Origin of the sequence: Haladaptatus sp. T7, from assembly GCF_026008575.1 — an archaeon.
In the GTDB taxonomy this organism is placed as follows: domain Archaea; phylum Halobacteriota; class Halobacteria; order Halobacteriales; family Haladaptataceae; genus Haladaptatus; species Haladaptatus paucihalophilus.
Genome location: NZ_BROP01000005.1, coordinates 1 through 16604 on the forward strand (window position 1 = coordinate 1; position 16604 = coordinate 16604).

The 16604-nt window shown below is 62.8% G+C and carries 17 protein-coding genes; 8 read left to right on the plus strand and 9 right to left on the minus strand.

Translation table 11 applies throughout. The features are described from left to right. Positions 1-518: 518 nt before the first annotated feature. Positions 519-827, minus strand: coding sequence for a non-histone chromosomal MC1 family protein (locus OPC11_RS13810; RefSeq protein WP_007982309.1), 309 nt, complete (start codon positions 825-827; stop codon positions 519-521). A gap of 242 nt (positions 828-1069) precedes the next feature. Here OPC11_RS13810 and OPC11_RS13815 point away from each other — a divergent pair, with 242 nt between their 5' ends. From OPC11_RS13815 to OPC11_RS13825, 3 genes are all read left to right on the plus strand, one after another. Next, the gene (locus OPC11_RS13815; RefSeq protein WP_007982308.1) at positions 1070-1267 is read left to right on the plus strand and encodes a hypothetical protein; all 198 of its coding nucleotides are present in this window, start codon (positions 1070-1072) and stop codon (positions 1265-1267) included. 35 nt (positions 1268-1302) lie between these two features. Beyond that, positions 1303-2361, plus strand: coding sequence for a quinone-dependent dihydroorotate dehydrogenase (locus tag OPC11_RS13820; protein ID WP_264782284.1), 1059 nt, complete (start codon positions 1303-1305; stop codon positions 2359-2361). Between the two features lie 133 nt (positions 2362-2494). After that, positions 2495-2803 (plus strand): hypothetical protein, encoded by a 309-nt coding sequence (locus OPC11_RS13825; protein WP_007982306.1) that lies wholly within the window; start codon positions 2495-2497, stop codon positions 2801-2803. A gap of 20 nt (positions 2804-2823) precedes the next feature. On the opposite strand, the gene OPC11_RS13830 is transcribed toward OPC11_RS13825, so the two are convergent. The 3 genes from OPC11_RS13830 to OPC11_RS13840 form a co-directional block, all read right to left on the minus strand. Further along, positions 2824-3285, minus strand: coding sequence for a GNAT family protein (locus tag OPC11_RS13830; protein WP_264782285.1), 462 nt, complete (start codon positions 3283-3285; stop codon positions 2824-2826). Positions 3286-3361: 76 nt separating this feature from the next. Then, positions 3362-5176, minus strand: coding sequence for a phenylalanine--tRNA ligase subunit beta (gene pheT, locus OPC11_RS13835; RefSeq protein ID WP_264782286.1), 1815 nt, complete (start codon positions 5174-5176; stop codon positions 3362-3364). Then, positions 5176-6684: a phenylalanine--tRNA ligase subunit alpha gene (locus tag OPC11_RS13840; RefSeq protein WP_264782287.1), complete on the minus strand. Its 1509-nt coding sequence runs from the start codon at positions 6682-6684 to the stop codon at positions 5176-5178. The genes pheT and OPC11_RS13840 overlap by 1 nt, the downstream gene beginning before the upstream one ends. Positions 6685-7034: 350 nt before the next feature. Here OPC11_RS13840 and OPC11_RS13845 point away from each other — a divergent pair, with 350 nt between their 5' ends. Next, positions 7035-7670 carry a class I SAM-dependent methyltransferase gene (locus OPC11_RS13845; RefSeq protein WP_264782288.1) on the plus strand — a complete coding sequence of 212 codons (636 nt, stop codon included), beginning with the start codon at positions 7035-7037 and terminating at the stop codon, positions 7668-7670. Positions 7671-7702: 32 nt separating this feature from the next. Here the strand turns inward: OPC11_RS13845 and OPC11_RS13850 are convergent, their stop codons facing one another. From OPC11_RS13850 to OPC11_RS13865, 4 genes are all read right to left on the minus strand, one after another. Continuing rightward, positions 7703-7942, minus strand: coding sequence for a hypothetical protein (locus OPC11_RS13850; protein ID WP_069452515.1), 240 nt, complete (start codon positions 7940-7942; stop codon positions 7703-7705). Positions 7943-8001: 59 nt separating this feature from the next. Further along, positions 8002-9564: a tryptophan--tRNA ligase gene (locus OPC11_RS13855; RefSeq protein WP_264782289.1), complete on the minus strand. Its 1563-nt coding sequence runs from the start codon at positions 9562-9564 to the stop codon at positions 8002-8004. After that, complete coding sequence (gene endA / locus OPC11_RS13860) at positions 9561-10592, minus strand: tRNA-intron lyase (RefSeq protein WP_264782290.1); 1032 nt, start codon at positions 10590-10592, stop codon at positions 9561-9563. The genes OPC11_RS13855 and endA overlap by 4 nt, the downstream gene beginning before the upstream one ends. A gap of 119 nt (positions 10593-10711) precedes the next feature. Next, positions 10712-11461, minus strand: a complete 750-nt coding sequence (locus OPC11_RS13865) for a topoisomerase DNA-binding C4 zinc finger domain-containing protein (protein WP_264782291.1) — start codon at positions 11459-11461, stop codon at positions 10712-10714. Positions 11462-11542: 81 nt separating this feature from the next. On the opposite strand from OPC11_RS13865, the gene OPC11_RS13870 reads away from it, so the two are divergent. Further along, the gene (locus OPC11_RS13870) at positions 11543-12205 is read left to right on the plus strand and encodes an HAD family phosphatase (protein ID WP_264782292.1); all 663 of its coding nucleotides are present in this window, start codon (positions 11543-11545) and stop codon (positions 12203-12205) included. Here OPC11_RS13870 and OPC11_RS13875 read toward each other — a convergent pair. After that, positions 12174-14516, minus strand: a complete 2343-nt coding sequence (locus OPC11_RS13875; protein WP_264782293.1) for a DEAD/DEAH box helicase — start codon at positions 14514-14516, stop codon at positions 12174-12176. The two genes, OPC11_RS13870 and OPC11_RS13875, sit on opposite strands and share 32 nt — an antisense overlap. A 222-nt stretch (positions 14517-14738) precedes the next feature. Between OPC11_RS13875 and ilvA the strand changes: the two genes are divergently transcribed. The 3 genes from ilvA to OPC11_RS13890 all read left to right on the plus strand — a co-directional run bounded on the left by ilvA (position 14739) and on the right by OPC11_RS13890 (position 16591). Beyond that, complete coding sequence (ilvA, locus tag OPC11_RS13880; protein WP_264782294.1) at positions 14739-15950, plus strand: threonine ammonia-lyase; 1212 nt, start codon at positions 14739-14741, stop codon at positions 15948-15950. A 69-nt stretch (positions 15951-16019) separates the two neighbouring features. Next, positions 16020-16400: a Rid family detoxifying hydrolase gene (locus OPC11_RS13885; protein WP_007982282.1), complete on the plus strand. Its 381-nt coding sequence runs from the start codon at positions 16020-16022 to the stop codon at positions 16398-16400. Between the two features lie 2 nt (positions 16401-16402). Then, the gene (locus tag OPC11_RS13890) at positions 16403-16591 is read left to right on the plus strand and encodes a hypothetical protein (protein WP_264782295.1); all 189 of its coding nucleotides are present in this window, start codon (positions 16403-16405) and stop codon (positions 16589-16591) included. The last annotated feature ends 13 nt before the right edge of the window (positions 16592-16604 follow it).

A 16604-nucleotide genomic window follows, 5' to 3' on the forward strand; every position in this document is an offset into this window, starting at 1 on the left:
CGCCGGATTCGGGCGGCCACCTCGCGGGGCAAACCACGAGGCGTCGTTCGCATTCACACAAAATCGGGAGATACACTTAAGGCCGTCGAATGAAAGGCTCATCGGCATATATTGACTAGCATTACTAGAGAGTCGGGAGGACAAAACGGGGAAGCACACGAGGGAATTCCTCGTGAAACTCGTGCCACTGGGAGCAAACGAATCGGACGTGTTTGAGAACAGTAGACAGCGGTCGCCGAGAATCCACGAGTCCGCATGAATATCGACTAACTCACGGGGGACGTCCCTCACAGCGGTAGCTCACGAACAGGTCGGTGTTGTCGACAGTGAGTAAATCTATTGCGCGAGCGGAGGCCAAACCGTCATCCCACGCGTCGTGCGTGTAGTCCGGTCGGATGTGCCTCGCGCACCTTGCTGTTTCGCCGAGACACGCAAAAACCTTTCTGCAGTACGCGCATGCGAAGTACAATATATTACGTACGAATCGGATAAAACGCTCGTTGTTGAATACGTACGACTCACTCGTCCAGGTGCTCGATGCCCTGTTTGGAGACGTTTGCCTCAGTTATTTCGTTGGGCATCCAGTCGGGTTTGTCGTCGGGGGCCTCCTCGTGCCACGCCCAACCCTCGTAGATGTGTACCTTGTCGGTACCCTTTTCCCGAAGCCGAAGTTCGATTCTGTCCGCAGCATCTTCGGAACTACCCGGGTCGAGTCGACGCGCCGCTTTGAGCGCGGCCTGTCGTGGGGTGTTGCCCGAAAAGACACTCGATTCATCTCCGTCCGATTGGCGCAGTGCAAAGTTTCGCTTACCATCGTCTCGTACCATGGTTTTCTCCTCCATGCCAACCCAGCACAGGGGCCATTATAAATATATCGCCGATATGAGCGGTTTTCGCCGATAGACATAAATACGAGAGTTACGCCGTGTCGTGGTTTTGTCGTCGAAAACAGGCCGAGCAAGGTAAGTGGTCTCGGCTCATAGGGCATTTCTAAGGAAAGCGGAGCGGAACAGTACGGTAGAAAACACTTAAGTACATCCTACGGTGAAGGACTGCATAAGATACCGCGATGGTACGGAAAAAGAAGCTCAGCCCGAGTGGCGCGAAAGACGAAGACGGGGAGTACCACAACGTCCACGTCAACCTACACGAAGACGAACTCGCCGTCGCCGGCATGGAAATCGGTGACGAAGTCTTCGTACGAGTTCGGGAAGACAAAATTATCATCCAGAAGGCGGACAAAGACGAGGTCGAGCACGAATTTTAGTCGCTGCGGCCAAACCGCAGACGATTCTCAGAACGATGAAGGGATACGACGTCGTTAGACCGCTTTTATTTCAATTGCCGACGGAACGTGCCCACGGGACGGGACACACGCTGTTGAAAACGGTACAGGGAACGCCTGTCGAGCGATTGCTGGAACTGTATTATCGGGTCGATGACCCGCGACTGACGGTCGAAGCGTTCGGCCAATCGTTCCCGAATCCGGTCGGCGTCGCCGCTGGGTTCGATAAGAACGCAGAGATACCACACGTACTGGCGAGCCTCGGCTTCGGGCACGTCGAGATCGGGGGCGTAACTGCCGAAGCACAACCGGGGAACCCCAAACCGAGGATGTTCCGCCTTCGTGAGGACGAAGGAATCATCAACCGGATGGGATTCAACAACCACGGGGCGGACAGAATCGGGGCACGCATGGCAACGCAGTCGCTCCCCGACGTCCCCGTCGGCGCGAACATCGGAAAGTCGAAATCGACACCGTTGGAGACGGCGGAGGAAGACTACTTGTACAGTTACGAGCGCGTCTCGTCGCACGCGGACTATTTCGTCGTAAACGTCTCCAGTCCGAACACGCCGGGACTCCGCGAACTCCAAAACCGCGAGAACCTCGAACGGATTTTGACGACGTTACAGGACGCGGGTGCGAGTCCGCTGCTCGTGAAACTCTCGCCGGACCTGCCAGAACCGGCGGTCACGGACGCACTGGACCTCGTGACCGAACTCGGATTGGACGGCGTCATCGCCACGAACACGTCCACCGAGCGTCCGGACTCGCTTCGAAGCGAGAACCGTCGCGAGGAGGGCGGTCTGTCGGGGATACCCATCCAAGAGCGCGCGACCGAGATGATCCGCTTCGCCGCCGAACGGGTGGACGTACCGATAGTCGGTGTCGGGGGAATCTTCACCGCCGAAGACGCCTACCGAAAGATTCGCGCGGGAGCGCACGTCGTCCAGTTGTACACCGGGTTTATCTACCGTGGGCCGTCTATCGCCCGCGACATCAATGAAGGACTCCTCGAACTCCTCGACCGGGACGGCTACGACAGTATCGAGGAAGCCATCGGGGCGGACCTCCAGTAGCCATCGAACCGGAGGAGTAAGCGTTCGTTTGAAAGTCGAAAGGGGAACGGTGGAATCGACGTTCGAAAACAACGTCCGGCTTCCGGGATGGAACGGAACACGTACTGAAGGGACGTCCCGTTGTTGTCGGGCTATGACTTCGGTTCCCAGTACGTGGTTTTCGACGTGGGCAGAGATTCATTCGTTCGAGCTCGGACTGCTGTTGAGCACGTTGGTCGTCCTCCTTCGGCGGGAGTACCGACCCGTATCACACGCCCTGCTCTGTGTCACGCTCGCAATTTGGGTCGTACCGCCGAGCCACGCGCTCCGTACGACCGTCGCACGGAAGCCGTGGTACTACCTCTTGGCGGTCACTATGACGGAGACGATGGCGCACAGCCGATACGTTCGGTCTCCATCGACGAGCGACGAGCAATCGGGATACGCACACGACGCGGACTGAGGCTGAACTGCGACGGACGGTTACTCGACGACGTATCGCATTCTCACGAACGGATACTCGCCGCCGTTGGTCGCTTGGAGGAACGTCTCGACACGCTCGAAACCGACTGCCTCGTAGACCGAAATCGCCCGCTCGTTGAACGCCGCAACCGACAAGGAGAACGCCGCTGGGTCGTACTCCTCGCGGGCGAACATCAACCCCGCCTCGACGAACGACTGCCCGTGTCCGTCCCCGGTCAGGTCGGGACGCATGCCGAGTCCGATTTCGAGCGTGTCGGCGTCCACTTCGAAGGAGAAGAATCCCACTCGCTCACCATCCCCGTCGAAAACCGCGTAGTAGCCGTCCCAGTTGGTGGGGTTCGTGAACAGCGCGAGGTCTTCCGGGTCGCTATCCATGTCGTAGAAATCATATGGCGGGTCGTACCGCCACGAGACGATAGCGTCCACGTCGTCAGCGGAAATGGGGGAAAATTCATACATCATATAAAAACGGTCGAAGAGAACGAATTTAGGCGTTGTTCGACTGTGGGACGTGCCCGCGAACGACGAACGTTCGCGGTTACTCCAGCGCGTCCAACCGGAATTCGAATCCCGTTACGGGGACTTCCAAGTCGTGTTCCACGAGCACTTCGGGGTGAATTTCACCGATGACGCCGACAGTCTCGCCGTCGATGACCACGGACGCCGCACGCCCGGTGATGAACGTCGGGTGCTCCGTCGGCGGCGTTTCGAGGCCGACGTCGAAGTTCCGCGCGACGGCTTGCAGACGGGCCTTCGCGTCCTCGTAGGAGGCGTCGTGACGGGCGAGGACGCCAGCGACCGTTCGGTGTTCTGCGACACCGGTGTTCTCGCTCTCGTCCACTCGCGCGGCCAGACCGATTTCCGTGAGGTCCTGCGGATAGGTGCGGTGGGTGTTGTTCTCCAGCACCATCATGAGCGAGGGGAGCGCCCACGTTCGGAGCATGGTGTAATCCTCGCTGTACGGATTCTTGATGGCCGCCGGGGTGCCGCCGCCAACCACGTCGGTCTCGGGTTCCACGCGCATCCGCTCGTAGTTCTCCTCCTCGCTGATCATGTGGAAGTTGAGCAGGTCCTCGAAGCCGAGGCCGACGAGGACTTCGCGGGCGGCGTCTTCGAGTTGCGAGCGCTCGTGTCTCCCGCCGACCGTCCCCACGTCGGGATAGCGCGGCGAGAGGTCGTTGAAGCCGTAGGCGCGACCGATGTCGTCCACGATGTCCACGGGATGAAGCACGTCCACGCGGTAGGGCGGAATTTCGACCTCGTATGTGACGGTTCCGTCCTCCGTTTCCTCGGCATCGCCGGACAGGCCGGAGCGCGCCAGCAGTTCCACCACTTCGTCCGGGGTGAACTCGATGCCGAGCAGCGTCTCGATTCGGTCGTGCGTGACGGTCTTCGTCGTCACCTCGAAGTCCGGTCGCACCAGCGTCCGGTCGTCGTACTCGACCGCGACTTCCTCGATGGTTCCGCCGCGGGCGTCGAGCGCGTAGCAGATGATGGCACACATCTTGTCGATGGTCCACTGGTCCGTGCCGGTGAGTTCGATGAACAGGTCGCGCGACTCCGTTTCGACCTCGGTCCGGCGGCCGTTGATGACCGGCGGGAACGAGAACAGACCGATGTCGTCGTAGATGGCCGGATACCGGTCGTACTCGGACACGAGGTCGGCGTACTTCTCGCCGGTCGGGTGTGCGCGAAGGACTTCCTCGGGCGTCATCTCGGCATCCGAATCGAGCGGGACGAACCGGTCGCCATCGGGGTCAACGCCGACGTACCGGATGGAGTTACTCCCGTCTTCGGAGGCAGGCTGGCTCGCGGCTTCGCCGGAAGCACGTCGCGCTTCCGAGCCTCCGGTCGCTTCGCTCCCGGAGACGCCGCTCGCCCGTTCCGATGCGCTCCGCGCATCGCGTCCTTTCAGCATCGTCAAATCGTGAATCCCGATGGCACCTTTCGCGCGCTTGCGGCCCATCGTCGCGTGGAGCTTCTCCTGCAGTTGGATGAGCGAGTCGAGCGCCTCCTCGTTCAGGTTCACGCCGCGGACGATGGCACCAGTAACGTAGGGTCGCTCGTCGGGAACGCTTTCGTCCACCTCGATGGTCCAATCGGGGTCGTTCGTCTTCGGCACGTAGACGCCGGTGTCGTCGCCGTACTGGTAGCGAAGCGACCGAGCCACGCCTTCGATGGAGAGGCGGTCCAGACGGTCCGGAGCGAACTCCAACTGCATGTCGCCGTCCTCGGTTTCGCCTTCGAACTCCAACCCGAGGCCGAACATATCTTCCTTCAGTTCGTCGTCGCTCTTCTCGTCGTGGCCGGTCAGTTGGCGCAGTTCGTCGGGGTTGACATCGACAGTTGGCATCAGTGAATCACCTCCACGTCGCGGAGCAGTTCGAGGTCACACAGCGTTCCGTGCACGTCGCGGATGTCCTCGAAGCCGTACATCAACATTAGCAGGCGTTCGAGGGCGAGGCCCCACGCCATCACGTCGCACTCGACGCCGAGGGGTTCGAGCACCTCGGGACGGAACATCCCGCTGTTGCCGATTTCGATGAGTTCGCCCGTCTCCGGGTGATTGCCGAACAGCTCGAAACTCGGCTCCGTGTACGGGTTGTAGTGCGGCTTGAACTGGATGTCCGTGATGCCGAACTGGGCGTAGAACTCCTCGAACGTGCCCATCAGGTCGCGGACCGAGAGGTCCTCGGCCATCACCCAGCCCTCGATTTGGAAGAACTCCAGCAGATGGGTCGGGTCGAGGGTGTCGTTACGGTACACCTTCTCGACGCTGAAGAAGCGCTGTGGCGGTTCCAACTCGCCCTGCGCGTAGCCCGAGAGGTAGCGCATCGAGAGCGACGTGGTGTGGCCGCGGAGCGCGATGGCCCGCGCGAAGTCCTCGTCCCACGGCGAGTGATAGCCCTCGCCGTGGTCGCCCACGCCTTCGAGGTGCGCGCTGTGAACGCGGTCCACCAGGTCCTCCGGCAGGTCCCCGATTTCGGTCGGGTTCGACAGCGCGAAGCGGTCCCAGTGGGTCCGCGCCGGGTGGTCTTGGGGCATGAACAGACAGTCGTTTATCCAAAAGTCCGCGTCCGCGTGCGGGCCGTCCATCTCCTCGAAGCCCATCCCGACGAGCACGTCCTTCACGCGGTTCGCCGTCTGGCGGAGGATGTGAACCTTCCCGCCGTCCATCCGCTCCGCGTCGGCCGCGACGTTGTACTCCGCGAACTCGACGTCGCGCCACTCGCCGCTGGTGAGCATCTCCGGCGTCAACTGACCGACCGTCTCGGCCGCCTCGATACCCTCCATCATCGCCGCCACGCCGTCGTCGGTCAGCGTCGCCGAGCGAACCGTCGATTCGGAGCGCTCGACGAGGCCGCGACTCTCCAGCTGGTCGAGAACGTCGGCGTCGGCCACCGATTCACCGGCCGCGAGCGCGGCGAGCGCACTCGCTTCCGCATCATCGTCGGAGTCGGCGTCCGGGTCGGCCGTGATTTCGCCGCTGTCGATGGTCCCGTAGCCCTTTCGGGCGTAGTTCGAGAGGGCGATGTTGACCTGCGGTCCGCCGAGGCCGGACGCGCCGATGGCTTGCCCCATCTGAATCGGCGCGTCGCCCGCACCGGCTTCGACGGCCGCCTCGTACAGTTCGATTTCGGGAAGGCCGCCTTCGGCGTACTCCTCTCCCTCCTCGGTCAGCGAGACGGACTCCTCTGTTCGTTCGGTCACCGACAGCAGGTCCTCGTCTTCGAGTTCGAAGACCGCACCCGTCACCGTCTCCGGTTTCAGGCCGGTCGCTTCGGCGAGGTCCGCTATCGTTCGTTCGTCGGTCGCGCTCGCGGCTTCCAACACCGCGACCTGTGATTCTGGTAGTTTCATGTACACTCGGTAGTCGTTGGTCGTATCTCCCGTTGCGTCGGTTTAGCCCTTCTGAAGCCAGTCGGGCCGCCGCGGCCGGTTTCGCCCCCTCACCGCGAGAGGAGTCCACCGGTCGCTCAGGCCGCGACGAAAAAGTCGAATCCCGTCGGTGGTCGGTGGTCAACGGCGACACAGCCACGATGGGATTCGGATGGCATGGGTAAAGGGTCGCACAGAATCGACAAAAACGTTGCGAACGGACGGATACCCGACTCGGAGAGGTCGATGCGCAACACGGGGCGCGACACGTGACTCGAGAACGGTGTGGACGATTCGGAGGAGTTTATTCCGTGCCCCGCCATGGGAACTCCATGATGGACTGGGAGCGGTTCTACGACAGGGCGAACTACGACCGCTGTGCCTACATCGGCGGCGAGCGGATGGCCGACCTCGTGGAGCGGTTTTTCGAGCGTGAGGGAACGCCCGAGGAGTTCGCATCCGTCGGCTGTGGCCCTGGGGTCGTCCCGTTCCTCCTCGCCGAGCGCCACCCCGACATCGAGGTGTTCGGCTTCGACATCTCCGAGACGGTGGTTCGGGACAATGCGGAGAAAGCGACCGAGGAGAAACTCGACAACCTCCACTTCGCCGTCGATTCACTGCCCGACCTCGACACCGACCGACGGTTCGACGCAGTGTACAGCGTCGCCACGCTCTACTTCGTCGAGGAACCGCGACGGGCTATCGAGAGCCTCTACTCGCACGTCCGCGAGGGGGGCCATCTCATCCTGAACTACCCGAACGAGGAGAGCAGGAAGACGTTCGACAGGGAGTTCGAGGGCAGAAAGCGCGAGTCGTTCGAACTCGTGTTGAACGGCGCGAACATCATCAGTGAAGAGGTCGTTCGGGAAGTGACGGGGGCGGACACTCGGAACTACTGGAAACTAGTCGATGCCGAGGACGAGGCGTTCGTGGACGCCGCCACGCCGTGTGTCGTCGTCGAGAAGTGACCGGGCCGAGGAGGTACTGACGCGTTCCGGTTTCACCCATCGATAGGAGGAGACCGGGAGGACGAACCGCGCTGATAGGCCATCAGAAGGAGTCCGATTCCGACCAGTGCGAGGAGGATGCCGGGAATCAGAAAGATGATGTTCGGGCCGCACTGGCTTTGGACGCCGGTACCGACGGTACACATCTCGTTTCGGAATCCGTACCAAATCGAGAGGCCACCACCGACGACGCCGAACGCGCCGAGTCCTAACAGCAAACGGAGGCGATTCATCTAGATACTACGTTTAAAACCGTCAGCAAAGCGCTTTTCGAAGTGCGAACCGGTTCGAGCTATCGGCGCGAGGACTCCAACTCGATGTCGAGTCCGTCCAGCAGTTCTTCCGCCTCCTCGCGCTTCTCCTGGTGGTCTTCCAAGAACTCGCGCATCAACTGCGCGGCCTGTTCCTTGCAGTCCCCACAGAGACGTTCGCCGCCGACGCACTCGTCGTACACCCGCTTCGTGAACTCGTCGTCGTCCCCCGCGAGCAGGTAGGCGTACAGTTCGTACACCGGACACTCGTCGGCCTTCCCGCCCAACTCGCGCTGTTTTTCCGCGGTCTCGCGCCCGCCCGTCGTCGCGGACTTCACCTTGTCGTAGCCGTCCTCGGGGTCGTCCATCAGACTGATGTGGCTCGCCGGAATCGACGAGGACATCTTGCCGCCCGTCAGGCCGGTCATGAACCGGTGGTAGATGGACGAGGGCATGATGAACCCGTAGCCGCCGTTGTCCATCTCCACCTCGCGGGCCAACGCTTTCGCGTCCTCGCGCGAGTAGTCGAACACGTCGATGTGCTCGTCGAAGACCCGCTTTTCGCCTTCGATGGCGTCGATGAGGGCGTCGTAGGCTTCCTCGGTCGCGTTGCGGTCGAGGAACCGGACGCGGGGACGAAGCGGTTCCATCCCGGCGTTTTCGAGCTTCGAAATCGTCGTCTCGACAGCCGGAACGTCGGGGTCGCCGTTTTCGGCGAGCCACGCCGCCGCGTCCTCACAGCGGGGCATCTCGGGGTCGTCCGCGTACTCATTGCGCGCTTCGTACGCCGCCGCGACGTGCGAGAGTTCCTCCTCGTCCGCCTCGAAGCTCGCGTAGGCCTTCGTCACGCCGAAGTATCGCATCCGAACCGCCAAGTCGCGCGCCAGCCTGACGTGCGGGTCTTGGTCGGGGCCGACGGGGATGACGGTCGGTTTCGGCTCGGAGAGTTGCGGGTAGAGGATGTCGGCCATCTGGGTGACGACGCTCTGGACGTGCGAGACGTTGGTTTCGCCGTCGAAGCCGTAGATGGACTGGAACTCCGAGAAGTTCGCCTTCGACCCGAGTTCGAACGCCAAATCCTGCAGTTCGCGGTTCTCTGACTGGCGATACAGCGTCCCCTCCTCGGGGTCGAATCCGAGCGCGATGAGCGACAGGAGATAGTCGCGCGCGTGCTCGTCGATTTCCTCCCACGACAGGCCGCGAGCGCTGTGGGCTTCGAGGTCGGCGATGAGACCGTAGGTGTCCCCGCCCTGCTGTTGGTGCCAGATGAGTTCGTCGAACACCAGTTTGTGCCCGATGTGCGGGTCTCCGGTCGGCATGAACCCGGACAGCGCGGCGAACGGTTCGTCGTTCCGCATGGCTTCGGTGACGCGGCGGTAACCACGGTCGCCGAAGATGACGCTCCGGCGCATCAGGTAGTGCGGGTCCGGAACGTCGGGGAGCACGTCGTCGAACTCCTCGATGCCGAACTCTTCGAACAGTTTGCGGTAATCGGAGACCGTCGCCGACCCCCACGGGTCGAGGACAACATCGTCCTCTCCCGTCGCGGTGCCGCCGTCAGGGACGGGTTCCCTCCCCGTCTCGGATGAATCGTCTCGTGTCATGGTGTAAGTCGTGTCACCGACAGCCAAGTGTCTATTCGTTCGTTGTCGGTGACGAGTGCAAAAACCATCCGTTTTCGAACCCCGTGAGCCAATCGAACGTCCAGCGCGAGGTCGCGGGGAGAAAACTCGTGGCCGTCCCGGAGCACCCGAATCAGGAACTCGGAGTGGCCGAGGTTCTCCACGGTCTCCACGTCGGCGTAGGTTCGGAAGTCGGCACCGAACTTGAAGCCGGTTTTCGGAACCACGCCCCGCTCTCGGAGGGTTCGGTACACCAGCAACCGCCGGTCGAACCGGTCACCCTCGACCTCCTCGCCGCGCTCGACGATTTTCTCGTAGCCACCGTCGACCGACAGGTTCCCCTCCGCGACGAGGTGTGCAGCCTCGACGAGCGACAACTGCAGGATACCGGTCGCGTCGCGGCCACCCATCTGCTGGCCGTAAAACGACTTCCCGTGGAGTTCGTCCGGGGGATTCCACAGCAACACGCGGTCGGCGATGAGCGACCCCGACAGGTCGGTCGGGACCTCGTGGTCAGTCGTTCCCCGAACGTCCACGCGGTCGGTCTCGAAGTAGGTTATCTCGCTCTCTTCGTCCACGATTGCGAGGACGGTATCGCCCAACTCCGAGACGGGGACCGTCTCGCGCTCGCTTGCGACGCGAATCCGATACAGCACCTCGTCGTCCCACGGGCCGCTTCCGCGGGGATAGACGACGAAATCCGAATCGGTCCGAGCGTCCGACACCCAGCCCTCCCGGTCGGGCGAGAGGTAAAACCCGCGTTCCCGGAGGTCGGCGTAGACGAGAAATCGAGACGCGAACCCGTTGCCCGTCGATTCCTGTAGAAATGCTCGAAAGTCGTTGCCGTCCACCGAATCGAGGTCGCCACGGAGCAACAGGTGGGCGGCCTCGACGCGCGAGAAGGCCACCTCGTTGCCACCGAGCGGGCGACCGTAGCCACGCGAATCGTAGTACCGCTGGCGGGCGTCGCCGCCGACGTGTACCTCGTCGTCGCGTAGGGTTCCATCCATACCTCTTCTGTAGCGTGGGGCATCAAAGGCACTGCGACTTTTCCACGGCCGAGGACTCGCCACTCCCGGGAAACACCGGTGCCGGTCGTGATTTCGCTCGGTCACGCTCGACCGGGGACTCACTTCCCGGACCGCGATTTTTGGAACTCCTCGCAGTTCGTGTTCAGACATCGGCGTCCGGTCCGGGTTCGAAAGACGGGAAGGCCACAGTCGCACGAATCCACGATTCGGCCGTTCGGAACGCCGAAACCGGTGTCACAGTCGGGATAGCGGTCGCATCCGGCGATGATACCGCCGCGGCGTAAAATCCGCATGTCCGCTCCGCATTCGGGACAGTCCCATTCCCTGTCGAACCGCTCCCGAACGGCCTCCAACACCGTCCCGCAGTCGCGGTCGATGCAGAGTTCGAATTCCGCACCTTGTTCGACGCGCATGGTCGGCAGACCACAATCGCACGTGTCGTCGTCCACGCTGGCGTGGCGCGGAATCGGGTACACCCGGCGACAACCGAGACAGGAGACCGTCCCGTTCGCCCGCGTGAGCGTACCGTCGCAGTGCGGGCACGTCCCGACCGGAATCCCGGCCACGGACCCCGGGTAGCGGGAAATGCCGTGACAGGCGTGACAATCGACGCGGACGCGGCGGTCGTCAGTCGCCGCGACGAGGGTGAACGAATCGCCGTCGAGCGAGGCGTGGGCCGTTTCGGCACGGGTGAGCCACTCGACCGGTTGGTAGCCGTCCACGTCGTGGACGAGCAGGGTGTCGTCGGGTTTCAACAGGGCGACCATCTCGCCGCGCCGCCGTTCTTTGGTGTCGCCGTCCGTGGTGATGGTGCAGTCCCCGGCGAACACGCGAATCGTGTCGGTCATGGCCCGGGTTGGTCTCGGGTTCGGATTTAAAGGTTCGGGCGAAGGGTTTTGAGGGAAACGGGAGAACAGAGGAAGATAGAAATGCAGGGATCCAACGCTGTGTTGTTCGACATGGACGGCGTTATCGTGAACTCCGAGGACTTCTGGGTGGAACTCGAAGAGGAGACCATCTTCCCGGAGGTCGGCGTGGAGGACATCGGAGACAACGAGATAACGGGGATGAACTACCGCGAAATCTACGACTATCTGGACGCGGAGTACGGAACGGACGTGACGAAAGAGGAGTTCGTCGCCCTTTACAACGAAATCGCGGAGGATCTCTACGGCGAGCACGTCTCGCTGATGGACGGGTTCCACGACCTGCTCGACGGCCTGCGTGAGGACGGCGTGGAGGTTGCGCTCGTGTCGTCGTCGCCGCACGACTGGATAGAAATCGTCACCGAGCGCTTCGACTTGGAGTTCGAGGAAGTCGTCAGCGCGGACGACATCGACGCGCCGGGAAAGCCGGAACCCGCCATCTACGAGTACGCGGCCGGACTGCTCGACTACCGAGCGGACGAGTGTGCGGCGGTCGAGGACTCGGAACACGGCGTCGAATCGGCGGCTCGGGCGGGGACGTACTGCGTCGGCTACCCGAACGGCGCGAAGGACCTCGACCTCTCGATGGCGGACGTGGTGGTCTCCTCGCCCGCGGAGTTGCGTGAGGAACTGCTCACTCGACCCGCACGGACCGAGCGTCGGTAATCGGTAGAAGGGGGACGTCGGGGAACGCGACGCGGACGGTGAACTCCATCTCGTCGTCGGTGCCGCCGAAGACGCCGACGGGGACGGTCGTTTCCCCGTCGAGGTAGGTCGATTTCGTCGTCATCTCGACCCCGTTGACGGTCACGTCCATCGCGGCCTGCTCGCCGTCGCCGTGATTTCGCACGGTGACTTCGCGCATGTCGTTTTCACCGCGACCGATTCGGGTCGGGAACGACCCCCACTCGACTTCCACGTCGGGGAGTTTCCGCGCGCTCGCTTCGACCTGTTCCGCGACGCCTTCCGAGAGGCCCGCAGCGACCAGTCCATCGACGCCCGCCTCGCACACGTCGGCGGGGGTTTCGAGGCCCTCCGTCGCCAGTTTGCTGGCTCGCCCCGCACCAACGCCGTCGATTGCGGTGAGGCCGACCGAACGCTCGCCGACGCCGTTCTCCACGCGGGCCTCGATTCTGGTGACGAGGTTCGCGGCGAACGGCCTGTCGAGGCGCTTCAGGAACGCCCGGAGCGCCGCGAACAACCGGACCGCGTTCTGCTGGATGACCCACGCGTCGCTCCGGAGGTCGCCCGGCGTCGAACCCGTCATGCTGGAGCGGAGGATGGCGAGTACCTTCCGCCCGCCCGCTTCGAGGTCGCCCGAATCCTGCCCGACGAGGACGGAGTTGATGGCGTCGCGCTCTGACTGGCGGGAACTCACGCTGTCGAACTCCGCCGCACCGGCGACCGTCTCGAGGATTTTCGACGCGTCTATCTCCTCGGTTTCCGCGAGACGGCGGAACCGTTCCGCCGTATCGAGGTCGAGGTAGAACTTCGAGGCGAGCACGGCGAGCGCCGTCCCCTCGATTTTGAGGTCGTCACCTCGCTCGACGAAGCCGCGCGAGACGAGGCGCTGAAGGGTGTTTCTGACGCGTTCGCGGTGGTTCTCGAAATCGTACTCGTCGGGTTTGCTCTGGGCGCGGACGTAGTAGAACGTCGTCCTGAGCCACGACATCACGTCGTCCAAGTCCGATATGGTCCCCATGGCGATTTCGGCGTTGAGGTGCGAGTCCAAGTCCTCCGCCAGTCTGGATTCTATCTCCTTCCCGTCGCGCAGGAGCTTCCGGTATTTGTCCGCATCTTTGAAGTCACAGACGACCCACCCGTAGCCCACGTCGTCGTAGCCGGGACGGCCCGCCCGCCCGAGCATCTGAAGCACGTCGAGCGGACTCATGTCCACCTCGCCTTCGAGCGGGTCGTGCAGTTTGGTGTCGCGCAAGACGACGCACCGGGCGGGGAGGTTGACGCCCCACGCGAGCGTCGAGGTGGAAAAGAGGAGCTGAATCTTCCCCTGCTTGAACCACTCTTCTACCCTGTCGCGGTCGTTTTTCGACAGTCCGGCGTGGTGGAACGCCACCCCGTCGAGGACGGAGTTCCGGAGGGTTTCGTTGCGCAGTTCCTGCGTTTCGGTGTGGAAATCGTAGTCGCCGCGAGCGCCGATGGGGATGTCGCGCTCGGCGATTTCGTCGCGGGCCTTCTTCGCGGCCTGTACGGTGTCCTGTCGGGAGGCGACGAAGACGAGCGCCTGCCCGTCCTCGCGGATGTGCGGCTCCGCGAGGTCGAGGGCACGGTAGAGTCGCCGGTACTTGTCCGCGAAGGAATTGTCCCCGTGGGTGTACGTCTTCACGTCCGCGTGCAAATCGACGGGGCGGTAGTCGTCCCCGAACTCGAAGGTGGTCTCCGGCGGCGCGTCGAGCCAATCGGCCACGTCGCTCACGTTCGGCATCGTCGCGGACAGCGCGACGACGCGGGGGTCACAGAGACGGCGAAGGCGCGAGATGGTGACTTCGAGGACGGCACCGCGCTTTTCCGAATCGAGCAAGTGCACCTCGTCGATGACACAGCAGTCGATGTCGGTGATGAACGAATAGCGGGCCGAATCGTGTTTTCTGGTCGCCGAGTCGGTCTTCTCGGGCGTCATCACGAGGATGTCGGCGCGCTCGGCGCGCCGGGGATTCAAATCGCGCTCACCCGTGACGACGTAGACGGAGTAGCCGAGGTCCTCGAACCGCTCCCAGTCGCTTTCCTTCTCGTTCGTCAGCGCCCGGAGCGGGGCGATGAACAGCGCGGTTCCGCCGTCGCGCAGCGCCTTGCAGATGGCGAGTTCCGCGAGCGCCGTCTTCCCGCTCGCCGTCGGCGCGCTGGCGACGACGTTCTCGTCGCTTTCGAGCAGCGCGGGAAGCATCTCGCGTTGCATCCGGTTGAACTCCTCGAAGGCGAACGCCTCCGCGAACTGTGGAACCGCCTCGGAGACCTGCATCGTTTCGTAGGGGGAGTGGGGAACAGAAAGGCGTTTCTGTACCGGAGCGGTGGGAGGGTCGCAAGCGGAGAGGTGAAAAAACGAAGAGAAGTATTGGACCATCGTTGACGGACTTCGTTTCCGACAACTCTCACTCGAAATTGGGTTAGCGGCGCTGAAGCGGACACAAATCCGCGGATTCGGTTCCCAAACGATAAAGCGTCGCAAAAACTACCGACAACCATGCTAGAGCTCGAAGACGTGCTGGCGGCGCGGGACCGGGTAGCCGAGACGTCCCGCCACACACCGCTCGACTATTCTCACACGTTTACTCGAATGACCGGGGCGGAGGTCCACATGAAACTGGAGACCTTCCAGCGAACGGGGTCGTTCAAGATTCGCGGCGCGACCAACCGCATCATGACGCTCTCGGAGGCAGAAAAGGACGCGGGCGTCGTCACGGCCAGCGCGGGCAACCACGCACAGGGCGTCGCGCTGGCGGCCACTCGGAGCGGGGTCGATTCCAAAATCGTCATGCCGAAACACGCGCCGATTTCGAAGGTCCGCGCGACGGAGAACTACGGCGCGGAGGCGGTGCTCCACGGCGAGGACTACGACGAGGCCGCCGAGCACGCCCACGAAATCGAGGAGATTGAGGGTCGAACCTACGTCCACGCCTTCGACGACGAGAAGGTGATGGCGGGGCAGGGGACCATCGGACTGGAGATAATGGACGACCTTCCCGAGGTGGAAACCGTCGTCGTTCCCATCGGCGGCGGCGGCCTCATCAGCGGCATCGCAACCGCCGTCAAGGGTCGAAACCCGGACGTTCGCGTCGTCGGCGTGCAGGCGGAAGGCGCGTCCAGCGTCGCCGACTCGCTCCAGAAGGGGTCGGTCCAGACCCTCGACAGCGTGGACACCATCGCGGACGGCATCGCCACCCGGAGCGTCGGCCAGCAGACCTTCGACGTCATCGACGCACGCGTGGACGAGGTGGTCACCGTCTCGGATTCGCAAATCGCGGTGGCGCTCGCCTACCTGCTCGAACGGGGCAAGACGCTCGTGGAAGGGGCGGGTGCGACGTCGCTCGCCGCAATCCTCGAAGGCGCGTTCGACTACGAGGACGGGGAGGTCGTCGTTCCCGTCCTCAGCGGCGGCAACATCGACATGAACCTCCTCACGACGGTCATCATGCGCGGACTGGTCGAAACCGGCCGCTACGTGAAACTCAAAACCGTCCTCAAGGACCGACCGGGGTCGCTCCGAACGCTCCTCGACGTCATCGCCGACGCGCAGGCCAACATCTACGCCATCCAGCACGACCGCACCTCGCGCGACATCGGCATGAACGCGACGGAGGTCGAACTCGACCTCGAAACCCGCGGGACGGAGCACGTCGAGGCGCTCCTCGACTCGCTCCGCGAAAACGGATTCGACGTGGAAGTCCTCGTCTGACTTGCAGGTCGTTCGATTTTTCGCACCCTTTTGACGTAGGTTTAAGTTCTAGCGACCGAAGACACCGACATGAAGCGAACTATCAGCACGCAGGACGCCCCGGAAGCAGTGGGAGCGTACAGTCAAGCGACGACGAACGGTGACATCCTCTTTACTGCGGGACAGATTCCGATGACACCCGACGGCGAACTCCTCGACGACGAGGAAATCGCGGTCCAGACGCGCCAGAGTCTGGAGAACGTCAAGGGCATCCTCGAAGAGGAGGGCCTGACCATGCAGGACGTGCTGAAGGTGACGGTGTTCATGGACGACATCGAGGACTTCGACGAGATGAACGAGTCGTATCAGGAGTACTTCCAGGACAACCCACCGGCGCGGAGCGCGGTGGAGGTCGCCAACCTGCCCAAGGGCGTGGGCGTCGAAATCGAGGCTATCGCCAGCACCGAGTAACCGTGAATCCCCGCGTCAAGACGAGTCTGCTGTGGGGCGCAATCGGCGTCCTCTCGTTTCTCGTCCTCCTGCAAGGCTATGAGTTGCTCACCGGCTATCGATATTCGATAGCGGTCAAGGCAGGGGCGACGCTCGTCGTCGCGGTCGGCGCGCCGGTCCTCAGTTACGTCGGCGAAGGGGTACTCAACTAGAACAGAAGGGTTT

What these genes read in the sequence shown, in the direction of transcription:
- OPC11_RS13810 (WP_007982309.1), bottom strand. Translation starts at nt 827, where the DNA reads ATGGTACGAGACGATGGTAAGCGAAACTTTGCACTGCGCCAATCGGAC.
- OPC11_RS13815 (WP_007982308.1), top strand. Translation starts at nt 1,070, where the DNA reads ATGGTACGGAAAAAGAAGCTCAGCCCGAGTGGCGCGAAAGACGAAGAC.
- OPC11_RS13820 (WP_264782284.1), top strand. Translation starts at nt 1,303, where the DNA reads ATGAAGGGATACGACGTCGTTAGACCGCTTTTATTTCAATTGCCGACG.
- OPC11_RS13825 (WP_007982306.1), top strand. Translation starts at nt 2,495, where the DNA reads ATGACTTCGGTTCCCAGTACGTGGTTTTCGACGTGGGCAGAGATTCAT.
- OPC11_RS13830 (WP_264782285.1), bottom strand. Translation starts at nt 3,285, where the DNA reads ATGATGTATGAATTTTCCCCCATTTCCGCTGACGACGTGGACGCTATC.
- pheT (WP_264782286.1), bottom strand. Translation starts at nt 5,176, where the DNA reads ATGCCAACTGTCGATGTCAACCCCGACGAACTGCGCCAACTGACCGGC.
- OPC11_RS13840 (WP_264782287.1), bottom strand. Translation starts at nt 6,684, where the DNA reads ATGAAACTACCAGAATCACAGGTCGCGGTGTTGGAAGCCGCGAGCGCG.
- OPC11_RS13845 (WP_264782288.1), top strand. Translation starts at nt 7,035, where the DNA reads ATGATGGACTGGGAGCGGTTCTACGACAGGGCGAACTACGACCGCTGT.
- OPC11_RS13850 (WP_069452515.1), bottom strand. Translation starts at nt 7,942, where the DNA reads ATGAATCGCCTCCGTTTGCTGTTAGGACTCGGCGCGTTCGGCGTCGTC.
- OPC11_RS13855 (WP_264782289.1), bottom strand. Translation starts at nt 9,564, where the DNA reads ATGACACGAGACGATTCATCCGAGACGGGGAGGGAACCCGTCCCTGAC.
- endA (WP_264782290.1), bottom strand. Translation starts at nt 10,592, where the DNA reads ATGGATGGAACCCTACGCGACGACGAGGTACACGTCGGCGGCGACGCC.
- OPC11_RS13865 (WP_264782291.1), bottom strand. Translation starts at nt 11,461, where the DNA reads ATGACCGACACGATTCGCGTGTTCGCCGGGGACTGCACCATCACCACG.
- OPC11_RS13870 (WP_264782292.1), top strand. Translation starts at nt 11,543, where the DNA reads ATGCAGGGATCCAACGCTGTGTTGTTCGACATGGACGGCGTTATCGTG.
- OPC11_RS13875 (WP_264782293.1), bottom strand. Translation starts at nt 14,516, where the DNA reads ATGCAGGTCTCCGAGGCGGTTCCACAGTTCGCGGAGGCGTTCGCCTTC.
- ilvA (WP_264782294.1), top strand. Translation starts at nt 14,739, where the DNA reads ATGCTAGAGCTCGAAGACGTGCTGGCGGCGCGGGACCGGGTAGCCGAG.
- OPC11_RS13885 (WP_007982282.1), top strand. Translation starts at nt 16,020, where the DNA reads ATGAAGCGAACTATCAGCACGCAGGACGCCCCGGAAGCAGTGGGAGCG.